General features: G+C 41.8%; 15 protein-coding genes and 1 pseudogene. 7 read left to right on the top strand and 9 right to left on the bottom strand.

What is annotated here, in order from left to right; all coding sequences use genetic code 11:
* Window positions 1-331: 331 nt before the first annotated feature.
* Window positions 332-1348 carry a DnaJ C-terminal domain-containing protein gene (locus IQ230_RS13200; RefSeq protein ID WP_193932442.1) on the top strand — a complete coding sequence of 339 codons (1017 nt, stop codon included), beginning with the start codon at window positions 332-334 and terminating at the stop codon, window positions 1346-1348.
* A 96-nt stretch (window positions 1349-1444) separates the two neighbouring features.
* On the opposite strand, the gene IQ230_RS13195 is transcribed toward IQ230_RS13200, so the two are convergent.
* Window positions 1445-1996, bottom strand: a complete 552-nt coding sequence (locus tag IQ230_RS13195; protein WP_193932441.1) for a peroxiredoxin family protein — start codon at window positions 1994-1996, stop codon at window positions 1445-1447.
* A 204-nt stretch (window positions 1997-2200) separates the two neighbouring features.
* A complete protein-coding gene (locus tag IQ230_RS13190) occupies window positions 2201-2812 on the bottom strand; it encodes a peroxiredoxin (protein WP_193932440.1) in 612 nt (203 codons plus the stop codon).
* 134 nt (window positions 2813-2946) lie between these two features.
* Between IQ230_RS13190 and IQ230_RS13185 the strand changes: the two genes are divergently transcribed.
* Window positions 2947-4941 carry an amylo-alpha-1,6-glucosidase gene (locus IQ230_RS13185; protein WP_193932439.1) on the top strand — a complete coding sequence of 665 codons (1995 nt, stop codon included), beginning with the start codon at window positions 2947-2949 and terminating at the stop codon, window positions 4939-4941.
* On the opposite strand, the gene IQ230_RS13180 is transcribed toward IQ230_RS13185, so the two are convergent.
* Window positions 4938-6701: an iron uptake porin gene (locus IQ230_RS13180; protein ID WP_193932438.1), complete on the bottom strand. Its 1764-nt coding sequence runs from the start codon at window positions 6699-6701 to the stop codon at window positions 4938-4940. The two genes, IQ230_RS13185 and IQ230_RS13180, sit on opposite strands and share 4 nt — an antisense overlap.
* A gap of 288 nt (window positions 6702-6989) precedes the next feature.
* Here IQ230_RS13180 and IQ230_RS13175 point away from each other — a divergent pair, with 288 nt between their 5' ends.
* On the top strand, window positions 6990-7952 hold the full coding sequence (locus IQ230_RS13175) for an acetamidase/formamidase family protein (protein ID WP_193932437.1): 963 nt from the start codon (window positions 6990-6992) through the stop codon (window positions 7950-7952).
* A 79-nt stretch (window positions 7953-8031) separates the two neighbouring features.
* Here IQ230_RS13175 and IQ230_RS13170 read toward each other — a convergent pair whose 3' ends face one another.
* Window positions 8032-8235 carry a type II toxin-antitoxin system HicB family antitoxin gene (locus IQ230_RS13170; protein WP_193932436.1) on the bottom strand — a complete coding sequence of 68 codons (204 nt, stop codon included), beginning with the start codon at window positions 8233-8235 and terminating at the stop codon, window positions 8032-8034.
* A gap of 352 nt (window positions 8236-8587) precedes the next feature.
* On the opposite strand from IQ230_RS13170, the gene IQ230_RS13165 reads away from it, so the two are divergent.
* Window positions 8588-9316, top strand: a complete 729-nt coding sequence (locus tag IQ230_RS13165) for a Uma2 family endonuclease (protein WP_099702342.1) — start codon at window positions 8588-8590, stop codon at window positions 9314-9316.
* Between the two features lie 21 nt (window positions 9317-9337).
* On the opposite strand, the gene atzD is transcribed toward IQ230_RS13165, so the two are convergent.
* The 4 genes from atzD to IQ230_RS13145 all read right to left on the bottom strand — a co-directional run bounded on the left by atzD (window position 9338) and on the right by IQ230_RS13145 (window position 12738).
* Window positions 9338-10396: a cyanuric acid amidohydrolase gene (gene atzD / locus IQ230_RS13160; protein WP_193932435.1), complete on the bottom strand. Its 1059-nt coding sequence runs from the start codon at window positions 10394-10396 to the stop codon at window positions 9338-9340.
* Window positions 10397-10400: 4 nt separating this feature from the next.
* Window positions 10401-10814: a GlcG/HbpS family heme-binding protein gene (locus IQ230_RS13155; protein ID WP_193932434.1), complete on the bottom strand. Its 414-nt coding sequence runs from the start codon at window positions 10812-10814 to the stop codon at window positions 10401-10403.
* A gap of 4 nt (window positions 10815-10818) precedes the next feature.
* Window positions 10819-11949: a ring-opening amidohydrolase gene (locus IQ230_RS13150; RefSeq protein WP_193932433.1), complete on the bottom strand. Its 1131-nt coding sequence runs from the start codon at window positions 11947-11949 to the stop codon at window positions 10819-10821.
* Between the two features lie 102 nt (window positions 11950-12051).
* Window positions 12052-12738: a GntR family transcriptional regulator gene (locus tag IQ230_RS13145; protein ID WP_193932432.1), complete on the bottom strand. Its 687-nt coding sequence runs from the start codon at window positions 12736-12738 to the stop codon at window positions 12052-12054.
* 208 nt (window positions 12739-12946) lie between these two features.
* Here IQ230_RS13145 and IQ230_RS27390 point away from each other — a divergent pair, with 208 nt between their 5' ends.
* Genes IQ230_RS27390 through IQ230_RS13130 form a run of 3 tightly spaced genes read left to right on the top strand, consistent with a single transcriptional unit; the run spans window position 12947 to window position 14622 of the window.
* Complete coding sequence (locus tag IQ230_RS27390) at window positions 12947-13369, top strand: ABC transporter substrate-binding protein (RefSeq protein ID WP_193932431.1); 423 nt, start codon at window positions 12947-12949, stop codon at window positions 13367-13369.
* Window positions 13323-14033, top strand: a complete 711-nt coding sequence (locus IQ230_RS13135; protein WP_193932430.1) for an ABC transporter substrate-binding protein — start codon at window positions 13323-13325, stop codon at window positions 14031-14033. Before IQ230_RS27390 ends, IQ230_RS13135 begins: the two co-directional genes overlap by 47 nt.
* A 10-nt stretch (window positions 14034-14043) precedes the next feature.
* Window positions 14044-14622, top strand: coding sequence for an amidohydrolase family protein (locus tag IQ230_RS13130; protein WP_193932429.1), 579 nt, complete (start codon window positions 14044-14046; stop codon window positions 14620-14622).
* Here the strand turns inward: IQ230_RS13130 and IQ230_RS26645 are convergent.
* Window positions 14605-14718, bottom strand: a pseudogene (locus IQ230_RS26645) (IS982 family transposase); the annotation flags it as partial. The gene IQ230_RS13130 and the pseudogene IQ230_RS26645 overlap by 18 nt on opposite strands.

The following is a 14718-nucleotide window of genomic DNA, read 5'->3' as shown; positions in this document are numbered from 1 at the left end:
GAAAGCTAAGCTGAGGGTGTAGGAGTTATGAGTGTTGAGTTATGAGTTATGAGTTTAAGAGAGTCGTGAAGTGTTGAGCTTAAAAGAGTTATGAATGTTGAGTGTTAAGTTAAGAATGCCATCAAGGTCTTCTCATAACTCATAATTCAAAATTCAAAACTTAAAATAAATGCCTCCGGCACCTTTGTTCGCGAACAATTCAAAACTCCTTAGGATTCAAAATTCAAAACTCAAAACTAATCACTCACCCCTCTTTAGTTACTGATCCAGTTAGTTTTTCAAAAAACATACATAAAATAATAGAGTCAATTTGTTTTAAGGAGATTAGTGGATGGCTGCAACCGACTTCAAAGATTACTATAGTATTTTGGGAGTCAGTAAGACTGCCACAAATGATGAAATTAAACAAGCTTTTCGCCGACTGGCACGAAAATATCACCCAGACGTTAACCCTGGCAACAAACAAGCTGAAGCAAAATTCAAAGAAGTAAACGAAGCCTACGAAGTTTTGTCTGATGCTGAAAAGCGCAGAAAATATGACTCTTTTGGGCAATACTGGAAACAAGCTGGACAAGGATGGCCATCAGGAGGTGGTACCAACGTCGGGTTTGAAGAATTCGATTTTGGTAAATATGGCTCTTTTGATGAATTCCTAAACGATCTTTTGGGTGGATTTGGTCGCAGTGGTGCTAGTCGTAGTAGTACTGGCAGCCAGACTTACACTTATCGCACTACCCCAAGATCGACTGGTTTCAGTGGCTTTGATGGGTTTGGTGATTTTTCCAACTTTGACACCGCAACTCCAAGTGCTTCTCTAGATACAGAAGCCTCAATTAAGTTAAGTTTTGCAGAAGCATTTAACGGCGTGCAGAAGCGAATTAGCTTAGGTAATGATGCAATTGAAGTGCGCATTCCTCCTGGTGCTAAATCTGGCAGCAAAATTCGCGTGCGTGGCAAAGGAAAAACTAGCCCTTATAATCAGCAGCGTGGCGATTTGTATCTAAAAGTTGAACTTATACCGCACTCCTTCTTCCAGTTTGAGGGAGACAATTTGGTGTGTGAAGTACCGATTACTCCTGATGAGGCAGTATTGGGTGCTGTCATTGAAGTACCAACACCAGACGGTAGTGTCAAAATGAATATACCCGCAGGTATTCGCTCAGGTCAAACTCTACGATTGCGCGGCAAAGGGTGGACGTTACCGAAAGGTGGACGCGGCGATCAACTCGTGAAAATTGCGATCGCATCTCCCAAAGAATTAACCCCAATTGAACGCGAGTACTACGAGAAAATTCGCGATAACCGTAGCTTCAATCCCCGCAGTCACTTTCAGCAGGTGAAACTTTAACAATCGTCAATAGCTGATTCGGTTAAAACCACAGCTACTAAAACAAAACCTGTCTTCATAGGTTTCGGCACACTTTGGTGTTGTTAAGCTGCGATTTTAATCGCCAGGCTTTATCTTCTCGAACTGTGCTAACAGCGTTTCAACGCTTGCATTATGCGAGAAGAAAGAAAACAAATGTCTGTATTGAAGCTTACCTTGTTTATCTAGCACAAACTGTGCTGGTAAAGGTGCGCCTAATGCCTGTCCTACTTTGTAGTTGCGAAATACCTGACAACTAGGATCGCTCAGCAATGGTAACTTTATTCCTAAATCTTTGACAACAATTTGGCTTTGACGTTCATCTGTACTCGAAATCATGAGAACTTCTATACCGCGACTTGTAAAGTGCTCATATTTCTCGTTTAAATCGATGATATGCGGATAGCAAAAAGGGCAATATTGATTTTCTGTAAAAATTCGCGTAAAAGCTAATAAAACAGGTTGTCCTTGATAGTCTGCTAACTTAACTAGCCGACCGTTAGTAATGTCTGGTAATGCAAAATTTGGTGTCGTTTTACCCAAATTCAAAGCATCTTCGGCTGGAATAGGTAACAAGTTTTGAAAAAAGCGCTCGTTTAATAAACCGCTAAAATTAGTTGACGTTAGCATATTTTTCTCTCTCTTCTTCTCTTAGGGAAATCAGAAACACTATGCTAAATTTAGCTATTTTCTACTTTAAAACTGTCTAATATTAACATTGCTTTGATGGAAAAACCCAACACACTTCTATTTTGACTCTTCTTAAGATGTGCTGGGTTATTATCTTTCATTTCATAAGTTCTGCATGATTCATCACACAGAACTGTCAATGTTTTACACAGAAGCAAAGTAAACTTTTGACTTGACAGGATCTGGAGTCATAGTATTATCTCCAGGTTGCCAACCAGCAGGACATACCTCATCAGGGTGATCTTGTACGTACTGAATTGCTTTGAGTGTGCGTAGTGCCTCGTCTACGTTGCGACCAAAGGACAAGTTGTTGATTGTCGAGTGCTGAATGACACCGTCTTTGTCGATGATGAACAAACCACGTAGCGCAACGCCTGCTTCTGGATCGAGAACGTTGTATGCAGCGCTGATTTCCTTCTTGATATCTGAAACAAGAGGATAATTGAGATCGCCAACTCCACCAGACTTGCGATCAGATTGAATCCAGGCTAAGTGAGAAAATTCGCTATCTACGGAAACCCCTAAAACTTCTGTGTTGATTGCTTTGAACTCGTCAAAGCGATCGCTAAATGCGGTAATCTCAGTTGGACAAACAAAGGTAAAGTCTAGAGGATAGAAAAATAGAATGACGTACTTGCCCCGATAGTCAGAGAGTTTGATTGTCTTAAACTCCTGATCGACTACAGCTGTTGCTGTAAAATCTGGAGCAGTTTGACCAACTCTGAGGCATCCATCTGCTGCGTAACTTAGAGGCATTAAACTATTTCTCCTTGATGCATCTACTTCATAAATGGCTATGAGCTAGTCTTGTTCTAAAACTTACTCATACACATCTTAATTATGTCGAACTGTTACAAATATATCATACTCATAACGATTTTGAGTAGCAAATGAAGAATTTAGATCGTCGCGAGTGGCTGCTGACGAATGGACTAGGGAGTTTTGCGAGTGGTACTGTTTCCGATGCCCGCACGCGAACATATCACGGTTGGTTAGTTGCAGCATTAGATCCACCCAGTCAGCGGACGTTACTACTGTCGCACATTGAGGCAAGTCTGGAAGTCACGCACAAAGTTATTGCTTTAGGAACAAATTATTGGGGCAACAACATTATTGAACCAGAAGGCTTTCAGTTGCTAGATAGCTTTGAAATTGATCCAGTTCCTACTTGGGTTTGGCAAGAAGACAATTGGCGGCTAGCTAGACGAATCATTATGCCACACGCAGCACAGAGTAATGCTGTACTCCCAGACAATACAAGTCGCGTTTTAATACAGTATTGCTATACAGGAGAAGTGAAAGGAATTTTGCGGTTGCGTTTCATGATTGCAGATCGCGATTTTCATCATCAACAGCAAGCTGATCCTAATTTACACTTTTCGCAGATTGTTGAACCACAGCAGATTATTTTGCAAGCGCAACGCCCTGGATGGATAGGAACACCTTGGCAACTACGCTGGACAGAGGGAAAATATCAATACGATCCTGTTTGGTATTGGAACTATCGTTTACCAGAAGAGACAAATAGAGGATTAGGCGATCGCGAGGACTTGTATAGTCCTGGTTATTTAACAATTGCCTTGGAAACAGGAAGTTGTATTACCTTAGAAGCAAGAGTAGGTCACAATAGTACTTTACCTGCACTGCAAAACGTTGAGTTTACCGATGCTGTGCAAGCAGAACAAAATCGGCTTGTTCAAGTTTTCAATTTTGAAAACAATTCATCTCATCAACTACAACGACAATTACTCCGCGCTAGCGATCAATTCATAGTACATCGTGCTTCAATTGCAGGACCCACAGTTATTGCAGGTTATCACTGGTTTAATGATTGGGGACGCGACACACTAATTGCGCTACCAGGATTAGCCCTGACAACACAGCGCTTTGATTTAGCCAAAGGACTTTTACAAACTTTTGGTCGTTACTGTCGTAACGGTTTGATTCCTAATACATTTCCTGATACTGGTGCTGAACCTTCCTACAACAGTATTGATGCTGCATTATTGTGGATTGAAACTTTAGGACTGTATCTAGAAGCTACCCAAGATTGGGATTTTTTGGTTGAGGAGTATCCGATAGTTCAGCAAATTTACAAAGCCTTTATAGCTGGGACAAAGTTTAATATCCAAGTAGATGCTACAGATGGACTTGTTAGTTGGGATGCACCTGATGTTGCCCTAACATGGATGGATGCAGTTGTTTGCGGACAACCTGTAACACCGCGACGCGGTAAGCCTGTTGAAATTAATGCTTTATGGTATTCGGCGTTGTGTTGGGCAAGTACTTGGGCAGAACGCTTAAGCCAAAAAGAAGGATCAAAATCTCGTTTAATGAATCAAGCACGGCGCTATCAACAACAAGCCCAACAGGTGAAAGACTCAATGCAGAAGTTTTGGAATCCGACAAAAAGCTATCTATACGACACCATTGAACCTGACGATCGCCTAAATTCGCAAATTCGCCCTAATGCTGTTTTAGCACTTTCATACCAACACTGTGCTTTTCCTACACATCAAGGACATCAAGTTTTAGAAGTCGCCCGACAAAAACTTCTCACTCCATATGGATTAAGAAGTTTAGCCCCAGAAGATTCGCAATATACTGGTCAGTGTACAGGAGACGTGCAGCAGCGCGATCGCGCTTATCATCAAGGTACAGTGTGGACGTGGCTTATTGGTGCATATATTCGTGCTTGGCAACGTTACCACTTAGAACCTGTTCCCTTCGATTGGCAACCTTTACTCGAACACTTGCAAGCGCAAGCTTGTCTTGGTTCCATTTCAGAAATTTTTGATGGCGATCCACCCCATACTCCCAGAGGTGCGATCGCTCAAGCTTGGTCTGTTGCAGAAGTCTTACGACACGTCACTTTGGTAGTTTAAAAGCTAAACTGGGCGCGTAAGTTACCTATATAAACTGTCGGATTATTGCTGAAATTATTAGGATTGCCAATGACATAAAATGCTGGAACAAGCGCAATGTTGTTTGTTAGCGGATAGAAATAAGTTGCTTCAAACTCGTACTGTACTCCACCATCTCCACCACCAGATGCGAGAAAATCACGTCCATCCAGAATTGAGAAGGGAAGTAAATAAGATACTGTAAATAGTGCGCCTTCCTTAATTAAGTCAGGAAATGCAACGCCGAGTTGTAGTGATTGGGCATTAACTTCTCCGCTAGGTAAACCTGGAGTTAATGGAAACAAATTTGTACTACCGTAGCCATAGCGCCCAAAAATACCGAAGCCATCTGCTATTAGCCAATCAAAGTTAACACTGAAGACGTCTGCTGTTGAATTATCAACAGGACCATCAAAACCATCATCAGCAAAGCCATAAATTGGTTCGCCGATTGCACCGCCGATTTGCCCACCGACAGCTCTCGTATTAGAACGATTGTAGAGTAATCTGACATTAAAGCGATCGCTCGGAGAAAAAGTGAGTTCAGCGGTGATTGTATTAGTAGGATCGAATAAACCTTGGCTAGGATTGCTTGAAGAGTTAAATACTGTACTAGGGAGAAATTCTGTGTTTTCACCCAAATAAGCAACATTGAGCTTGAATTGATCGTTAATTTCCCACAAAAGTACTAAGCCCGAACCACGATCAATTGTGTTTAACAGTGTACTTCCACTAGAGTTAAAGCTACCAGCACCTGTTAAAAAGAACGTAAAGCGGTTAGCATCAAAATAGCGATACCAGTTAATCCGCGAACCAACAACAGCTTGAAGATTGTCTGTTACAGGAAAGCTATAAAACAATTCGCGAACAACAACGTCATTTGCGCCTGCTGCACCTCCAGGTGCTGTTGTTTGATCGGTAAAAGGAACGCCCCAGGTATTGTACAAGCCTGCGGAAACAAATTCATTGGCTGGAGAGTTACCATTGCCTGCACCGAGTTGTACAACTAATGAGTCTCTTCCGGTAAAAGATGTATTGAAATTCAGCCAAACCAAATTACTGAGAGTAATGCTAGGGTCTTCATCAATTTCCCGCAATAATGGTGTTGCAGTTCTTGGCTGAGTTCTAAATGCAGTTTCTCCTTCAGCTAAAATTGTACCATCAGCAAAAGCACCCGTAAGATTGACAAAAACATTACCAGTTAGTTTCGTCGTTGTCGAAAATTGATTCGCTTCGAGTTCTGCAACTTGTGCTTCTAGAGTATCAACACGCCCGCGTAAAGTCGCAAGTTCTGCCGCAAATTCTGTCCCTAGTCTTTGTAGCGTCTCGACATCTTCTCGGGTCACTTGATTCGTGGTTGCTGCGGCAATTAGTTCATTAACGCGATCTAAACACGCATTCAAACCTGCTGCAAATTCATAACGAGTTAAGGCACGATTACCTCGATAAGTACTATCAGGATAACCAGCAATACAGCCATAGCGTTCCACCAGTGATTGTAAAGCCTGAAAAGCCCAATCGGTAGGTTGCACATCGGATAACTGCGATACCGATGTCACTTGTGACATTGTGTCGTTATTTGTTGCAACTAAGTTTGATGTTGTTAAAGTTGTCGTTGCGATCGCATCTGTCGGCGATCCCCATGCTTTTGATAATGGTAGAAATGTAGCCTCAAATAATAAACACCAAAAAGTTGTCGCAGCAATTAAACTACCTTTCCAGGCAGTTGCAACTTTCGTCATTATTTCTCACACCTGTATAAAAATACTTAAGTAGCCCACATACTATCTGAGTTCCTTCAAGCTATATGTAATTTAGACAACATTACTGTGGCTTTTTCTCTGTTTTGTTAGCGGCTGTTGACATTGCATAGTATCTAGGCTTTGCGTATTTTTTTTACAAAACTCACTTTTTCGACGTCAACGTTATTTTTGAGATTTTATCTGTAAAAAATATTACATAAATATAATTAACTACTGAATTAAACTCAACAGGTTAAAATCTTTGATTGTGGTCTACATTGCGATCGCATGACGCATCATATTCTCAAAGCAACCTGTCAAACAGTACATCTAGGCGGCTTTTCCCATCAATTGAAACCTGTTTTAACAATTAATCCAGGTGACACTATTGATGTAGAGACATATACCGGATTTTATATTTACGACAAAGCACCACGAGAATTTCTTACGCCTGAATTTCTAGAGATTTGTCAATATCTTCCTTCAGAACAAAAAGTTAGTTCAGGACCTCACTTACTAACAGGACCAATTTATATCAAAGATGCTGTACCTGGAGATGTCATAGAAGTTAATATAGAAGCAATTTATCCACGCTTACCTATTGGATTTAATGCAATTTACCCTGAAAAAGGTGCATTAAATAAACGTTTTTCTGAACACAAGCTACGTTTTATTTCACTAGATTTAGAAAAGCAAATTGCAGAATTTCCACCTAATAGTGGGATACAAATTCCATTGAAACCTTTCTTTGGCATTCTTGGTGTTGCCACTCCTGAGAACCGTTCTTCTGTTCCGCCTGGTAATTATGGAGGAAATATTGATAACAAAGAACTGCAAGCAGGATCGCGGATATTTTTACCTGTTTTTGTTCCTGGTGCATTATTTTCAATTGGTGACGGACACTCTGCACAAGGTGATGGTGAAGTTGATTTGACTGCGATTGAAACATCAATGAATGGCAGAATTAAAATTCAACTACACAAAGCTCTCGAACTAACAACTCCAGTAGCAGAAACGCCCACCGATATAATGACAATGGGCTTTGGACAAACTTTAGATGCAGCTTTTGAATCCGCACTACAGCAAATGATTAATCTCCTCCAACACTATGTAGGATTGAGTGCCGAAGAAGCTTATGTGTTGTGTAGTTTAGCCGTAAATTTTCGCATTACCCAAGTTGTCAATCTGCCCCAAAAAGGCGTTCACGGGATGTTATCAAAAGCAATGTTACCGAGAGCGATCGCATTGTAAATCGTTGTGCTTTGATTTTAGACAACGATATTTTGTTTTGTTACTATCACTGTTGTTCTTTTGCTTTAGCGGTCGTGAGTCACAGTAACCTCAATTCGGGCAGTTCTCGACCTGCTTGTTGATACTCATCCCGAATCATGTCAAACACATGAATAAGTTCGGCTTGTGCCTCTTCAGTGGTTGATCCCCAGGCGTGACAACCTACAATTGCTGGAATATAGGCAACAAAAGTTCCATTATCATCAGGACGCAGCACAATTGTGTAATTTTTTAGCGATCGCATAAAAACTAAAAATTACCATAACTATCACGATGCTAGTATACTTTCGTCGAACTCAATTAAGACTGAACGTTTTATATATAGTTCTTTAGCAGCTCAACTTTAACTACCAATTAAATTCTTAAGCTATTGCTTTTACTATAAATCTCTTGCAAAAGTATCGCATTTTACTCTGGTCAGGCAAGATGCCTAACCCACAAAAGCTGAATGAATCTGAATTTATTGCAACTTTTTTTGCCGACAGCACACTAGGTTTATCAAATAAGAGTGAATTACTTACGATTAAAGTGGCTAGTCACTAGTAACTAACAACTAGCAACTTAATGATGTCTTCCTTTTGTTGGAGGTTATTTCTATGTATCAAACGAAATCAGCATTTTCCCCAGCGCAAGACTCCTTACCTTCTGATGATGGCATTCCGATGGAAACTCAACGGCACAAAATGCAAATGGATTTGCTAGTAGATTCACTTTATCCGTGGGTAACGCAACGTGAAGGTGGTGGTTATGTGGGCGGTAATATGTTTGTTTACTTCAGCCCTAACCAAGTTCGCAACCAAGATTATCGCGGACCTGATGTTTTTGTGGTTTTAGATGTGCCAGTACGGGAACGTAAAAGTTGGGTTGTGTGGGAAGAAGGCAAAGGACCTGACATGGTGATTGAACTATTATCAGAAAGTACTGCCGAACAAGACAAAACTACAAAGAAACTGATCTATCAAAATCAACTGCGCGTACCCGAATATGTTTGGTACGATCCATTTGACTCAAAAGAGTTTGCTGGGTTTGGGCTACACGATGGAATTTATACACCATTGCCACTCGATGAACAAGGACGCTTAATTAGTCAACATTTAGGATTAGCACTCGTACGCTGGCAAGGTAAATTTAAAGGAGTAGAAGCAGTTTGGTTGCGATGGTCAACAATAGAAGGAGTGCTATTGCCAACAGATGAGGAGATGGTGCAAATAGCACAAGAACAAGCACAACAAGAGGCACAACGCGCACAGCAAGAAGCACAACGCGCCGATCGCTTAGCAGCAGAATTAAGACGACTTGGTGTCGATCCAGACGCAATTATTTAAAATATTACTTGCAACTTGTTGTTAGCTTTTGTGTTCAATAATTTGGGCGATCGCTACGACAGGACCACCTCCTGGGGGACCTTGGTGTTCGCTACCACCAGATACATAAACCATTGGATCTTGGACTACAGAAGCTGTAACAGCCCCGACGACAGATCTTGCCATGCGTGTATGGTTAATATCCGAATCGTCTAACATTGTATGCCTGCGTCCTAAAATGAACCCAGAAGGATCAGCTTCAGCTTTGGCAAAGATATTGACAACACGTTCGATAGGTTGGTTAGTATTTTCAATTGCTTGACAAATTGCCTCGCGATCCAAAGCATGTTGCATCACACTATGACCAATCACAAAGTTACTTGTTGAATGAGGCGAGTTACCCAGTACTAAGATCTCACAGTTGCGTAACTCCACACCCGCAGATGTCGAAGCAACTCTAGAATACAACGAATAGTTGGCACAAATATCGGTTGCAGTTAATTGCTCATAGGCAACTTCCCCCAGCGCTACAGCAACACCTAATGCAGATGCCCCGCGCGAATACGCCATCGATTGGTAGCTATTACTTGCTTTTACCTGAGACTTATCTTGTAGTTGCGTTGAAGAAATCAGCGGGCATTTAATTTGCACAAAATGAACATCCGATTTATTTAATTCTGCATCTGCGATCGCTGCTTCCACACCCTTAGCAACTTCCTGAACCATTTCTAAAGTTCCAATCTCTGTTGGTAAAAAGTCCCTTGTACGGCTAATTCCAATCACTAATCCCCAGTGTTGCGGTTCTTTGCGATCGTCTCGCGTAAAGATATTGAGATGCGGACTCAAAACCCCCTCAGTACCACCCGACATCACATAAACAATTCGTTGTGCAACTTCAAGATTCGCCTTGTCTTGTATGTAAGTTTTTAGAGTTTGTACTGCAAACCCGCGTGTAAAATCATTAACGCAACCGTTACCTTCAGTTTTACCAAGAATTGCTACAAACTTATACGGATCAATCTTGCCGCTTTGAATCAGTGCATCCAACTGGGATAAGTCATCAGGACTATTCTGCGGAATTTTATAAACTTCTACTTTCATGTTTTTATACAACTGCTTGTAGTGCAGCGATACCAGCTAAAGCCACTTCAAGATCCTGTTGTCCTGTTCCTGAACCAACTCCAATTGCTCCGACAATTTGATCGTTAATTGTAATAGGTACTCCACCTTTTAAATTTGTCAGTTTTCCTTCAGTTGCCAACGCAAGTTTCAGTTCAACATCCTGCGCGACACTTCCTGTAGGAACACGAGAGGAAACCGCTGTCACTGCTTTTTGTGTTGCAGAAATTTGACTCAAAATCTTCGCCCCATCCATCCGCACAAACGCCAATAAATTTCCTCCTGTATCCACAATGGCAATACATTGCGGTACACCCATCTCCTCGGCTTTAGCGATCGCCCCTTGCAACACCACCATCGCACCCTGATGAGTTAACTCCCGCGATTGACGCAAATACATATTTTTACTTCTCCATATCAACAATCGTTGCCACTAAATTACTCCCGCGTGCCCCTTGGTGTTCATTTCCTGCCGAAGCCAGAATCATGGTATCGCCCACAACTGAAGCAACGATCGCATTCGCTACCGCTTTTGCCATAATGCCTGCGTAACCTGATAAGAAATCACTGTGCATTGTATGACGGCGATTGCAAATTGCAGTGACAGCATCTGCACCACAATTAACAAAAACTTGGGTAATCTTGTTCTGTTGATCGGTTGTGAGTGGTATATGACAAGTTAACCCTGCTGACTTTAGTGCTGCATACACCCCTGTCGTATCTAACTGATCTTGCATCACGCCATGTCCTACGCGATAAGGACTCACAGAAAACTCCGAGTTACCCATGACTAAAACACGACACGCTGATTGTTCTCCTCCCGCTGAAACTGAACCGCGATTTGTGTAAAGTGCATGATTGCAGTTAATTGCGCGATCGTCGATTTCCCCAGAAACTTCTTTTAAAGCTAACCCGACGCCCAACGCACATGCGCCCTTTGCCATCGAACTTGCTTGATTGAGATTTGTACTAACAACATTCACTCCACGCCGTTGGGCATCTTGCAGCCGTGCCGGAGTCATCGCTGGACATTTGATTTCAACGCAATGAACGTCATCTAAAGCACTAATTCCGGCTTGGGCGATCGCTGCTTCTACTGCTTGGGCGATTAACTTGACTTGCGTTATTGTGCCATATTCTTCGGGTAGCAATACACGAGTATCAGCAATTCCCACAGCTAATCGTTTCGTTTGAGGAGGTATTGATGGTGCAGCAACCGTCTTGCGTGTAAACACTGTGTAATGGGGACTCATCAAACCACCGCATAACCCAATCATCATCATCGGAATCCGTTTGAAGACATCTTCTACAGAAATCTTGAGATACTGCGAAAGTAATAGTTGCATACACAAAGATGCATAACCGCGTGCGTATCCCGTTCCTTCAGTTTGAGCAATGATTGCTACGATTTCTTCGGCTTGAATCTGCTGTGTTTCTAAAAGATGTTGTAATCCACTAACATCCTCTGGTGCAGACATTGGTAATCGAAAGACACCAACAACAATATATGGATGTTGGAAATTGGCATTGTTCATAATTGATCTAAATTTACGATCATTAGTAATTGATGAGTGGGAAGTTAACTAAATTCAAAATTTAGATGTGGGGTAGGCATCTTGCTTGCCCAAACCCGATACTTAACTTATAGTTTCATAAGTTTTTTGCAAAACTTTTCTTGCAGCTTCCAATGTTGAATTAATGTGATTCAGAGTCACTTGTGTTGCTCGTGCAACATCTTTACAACGATACGCCTCTAAAAGTTCACGGTGTTCTTTTTCTGATAGTTCTTTTTGTAGTGGCTTTTCTACAAAAGATAAGTTGATATAAATTGAGGCAATATCTGATAAACGTTGCAGTAGGTTTTTTAAATGCGAACTGCGATCGGCTTGATACAATAAGCTATGAAATTGTCGATTCAGTTCTACCCAACGCGGGCGATCGCACTCTGCTTCCATTTGTACTAATAATAGTTCGGCTTGCTCGATCTCTTGTGCAGTAATCCCATAAACTCCTTTTTGAATACTTAAAGGTAATAGCACAGCACGAATCTCAAAGATTTCTTCTAATTCTGCAAGCGTCGGCGTGTGAACGACAGCACCACGAAAGGCATCTAAGTTTACTAACCCTTGAGTACTCAGTTCGCGGAGTGCTTCGCGAATTGGTGTCACGCTAACATTAAGTGCCTCAGCGATTTCTGCTTGCACAAGACGAGTCCCCGCAGGCAACTCGCCAGAAAGAATTGCTTTTCTTAAATAATCTGTAACACTAGCTTGAGTTGTACGTGAAAGTCCTGTCATTGCAGGAAAGTGCAGCTTTGCAGTCAAGGTGCTTTGCTCCTCATCGGCAGTTTTTGTAGCGATGCTTACAGTTAAATCAGTGCTATCCAGGTTTTATATATCATATATGATCGATTGTTTCTAGTCACAGTTTGAACCAAAAATTCTTTGTAATCAATAACTGCTGCCGTTACGTTGCAAGATTCACTTCACAATCTCAAGTCCTAAAGTCAAAATGCTTATGAGCAGAACAGTCATGCCGAAGATTTGGACAAGAGTGGTTTCACTCGCATTAGTTGCAGGATCAGCCGTATTGCTAAGCAGTTGCGCTAATCAAACAATTTCGCGATCGCCAACCACAGCCCAAACCACCACAAATATTGCAAATCAAGAACTCAAAGAAGTTAGCTTTACCTTATCTTGGCTGTTACAAGCAGTTGACGCACCATTAGCAATAGCAATCGAGAAGGAATATTTTGCCCAAGAGGGGATTGCAGTCAGATTTGATCGAGGTTATGGATCAGCGGATTCGATTAACAAAATTGCCAGCGGTGTCTACGACATCGGAGAAGGTGATATGTACTCCATGATGGAGTTCAACCAAAAGAACCCAAACGATATAATTGGTTGCTGTGGCAATAAAGTACAACCGATCGCCACTTGCAATTGTCGCTGTTGATAATGCTGGAATTTCCTCTCCCCAACAACTTGAAGGCAAGCGATTAGCAGCCCCTGCGGGTGATGCAGCAAGGAGACTTTGGCCTGTTTTTGCTCAAGTAACAGGAGTTAATCCCGATTCTGTCACTTGGAATAATGTTGAACCAAGACTACGCGAAGCACTTTTGGTTCAAGGAGAGTTTGATGCAATTTCCTGTTTTAATATTTCGAGTTTGCCGCCTTTAAATAAGCTAGGTTACGGTCCCGATCGCCTCAATACTTTTTTGTATGCCGATCATGGTTTAGATCTTTATGGCAATGCATTGATTGTACGCGAATCTTTCCTAGAACAAAATCCAGAATTAGTGCGGGGATTTGTCAGTGCGTATCTCCGAGGCTTGCAAGATACGATTAGAAATCCTGATGAAAGTTTAGCTGCAGTGATGAATCTCAGCGAAGATGGATTGATGGATCAAGCACAAGAACGAGAACGCCTGCAAATTGCCTTGGATTCGCTATATATCAGCCCAGAAGTAGAGCAAAATGGTTTAGGTGGTGTTGATTCGGCAAGATTGCAAAGAACTCTAGAACAAGTTGCAGAAGGCTTTGGTTTAGCTCAGATTCCGATACCAGAAGAAGTGTTTAATGGTAGCTTTTTACCACCACAAGAACAGCGGGCAATTTGAGGATATATGCGTGGCAGATCTAGATTATGCGTTTACTAATGTAACTTTGCCGTATCGTGAGGGACGATGGTGTGTTGGCATAGCAGAGGGTAAGATTGTTGAGATTGTGGAAGGCGATCGCCTCAATGCACAACACGTTTGGCATCTTGATGGCAAACTTCTCACTCCAGGTTTAGTTGATGCACACACGCACATCGATAAAGCTTTCACAGCAGAGTCTCTAGGAGATATCTTTGCTCAAAGCGGACTAGCTTCAGCAATTCAAGCAGTACGACACTTAAAATCTCAATTTACCATTGCAGATATCAAACAACGTGCAACACAAGCTTTGCAATGGAGTGTAGCAGCAGGAACAACAGCTATTCGCACAAATGTCGAAGCTGATGCTTTTGTAGAATTAAGGGCAGTAGAGGGCTTATTAGATGTACAGCGATCGCTTAGCGATCGAATCGATATTCAATTAGTTGCTTTTCCCCAAGAAGGATGGTTTGCAGTTCCAGAAACCCTAGAGTCGGGTGCATCAACTTATGTTGAACAAGCACTACAACATGGTATCAAACCTGAGTTCGGGTTAAGCAGATGGAGGTAAAGCCCATTCTAAGTGAAGGGAGGGCTTTTTGGGCTGATGACAATAAGCAATCAAACCACAGAGGACATTAACACCAAAATTGACGGGACTACGATG

This window comes from Gloeocapsopsis crepidinum LEGE 06123, assembly GCF_015207655.1.
Taxonomy (GTDB): Bacteria; Cyanobacteriota; Cyanobacteriia; order Cyanobacteriales; family Chroococcidiopsidaceae; genus Gloeocapsopsis; species Gloeocapsopsis crepidinum.
Note: the sequence above shows the minus strand (reverse complement) of the source record. Positions and strands in the feature narration are given on the sequence as shown.

Bases quoted from the DNA above. Each gene is read 5' to 3' on its own strand.
- IQ230_RS13200 (WP_193932442.1), top strand. From the start codon at position 332: ATGGCTGCAACCGACTTCAAAGATTACTATAGTATTTTGGGAGTCAGT.
- IQ230_RS13195 (WP_193932441.1), bottom strand. From the start codon at position 1,996: ATGCTAACGTCAACTAATTTTAGCGGTTTATTAAACGAGCGCTTTTTT.
- IQ230_RS13190 (WP_193932440.1), bottom strand. From the start codon at position 2,812: ATGCCTCTAAGTTACGCAGCAGATGGATGCCTCAGAGTTGGTCAAACT.
- IQ230_RS13185 (WP_193932439.1), top strand. From the start codon at position 2,947: ATGAAGAATTTAGATCGTCGCGAGTGGCTGCTGACGAATGGACTAGGG.
- IQ230_RS13180 (WP_193932438.1), bottom strand. From the start codon at position 6,701: ATGACGAAAGTTGCAACTGCCTGGAAAGGTAGTTTAATTGCTGCGACA.
- IQ230_RS13175 (WP_193932437.1), top strand. From the start codon at position 6,990: ATGACGCATCATATTCTCAAAGCAACCTGTCAAACAGTACATCTAGGC.
- IQ230_RS13170 (WP_193932436.1), bottom strand. From the start codon at position 8,235: ATGCGATCGCTAAAAAATTACACAATTGTGCTGCGTCCTGATGATAAT.
- IQ230_RS13165 (WP_099702342.1), top strand. From the start codon at position 8,588: ATGTATCAAACGAAATCAGCATTTTCCCCAGCGCAAGACTCCTTACCT.
- atzD (WP_193932435.1), bottom strand. From the start codon at position 10,396: ATGAAAGTAGAAGTTTATAAAATTCCGCAGAATAGTCCTGATGACTTA.
- IQ230_RS13155 (WP_193932434.1), bottom strand. From the start codon at position 10,814: ATGTATTTGCGTCAATCGCGGGAGTTAACTCATCAGGGTGCGATGGTG.
- IQ230_RS13150 (WP_193932433.1), bottom strand. From the start codon at position 11,949: ATGAACAATGCCAATTTCCAACATCCATATATTGTTGTTGGTGTCTTT.
- IQ230_RS27390 (WP_193932431.1), top strand. From the start codon at position 12,947: ATGCCGAAGATTTGGACAAGAGTGGTTTCACTCGCATTAGTTGCAGGA.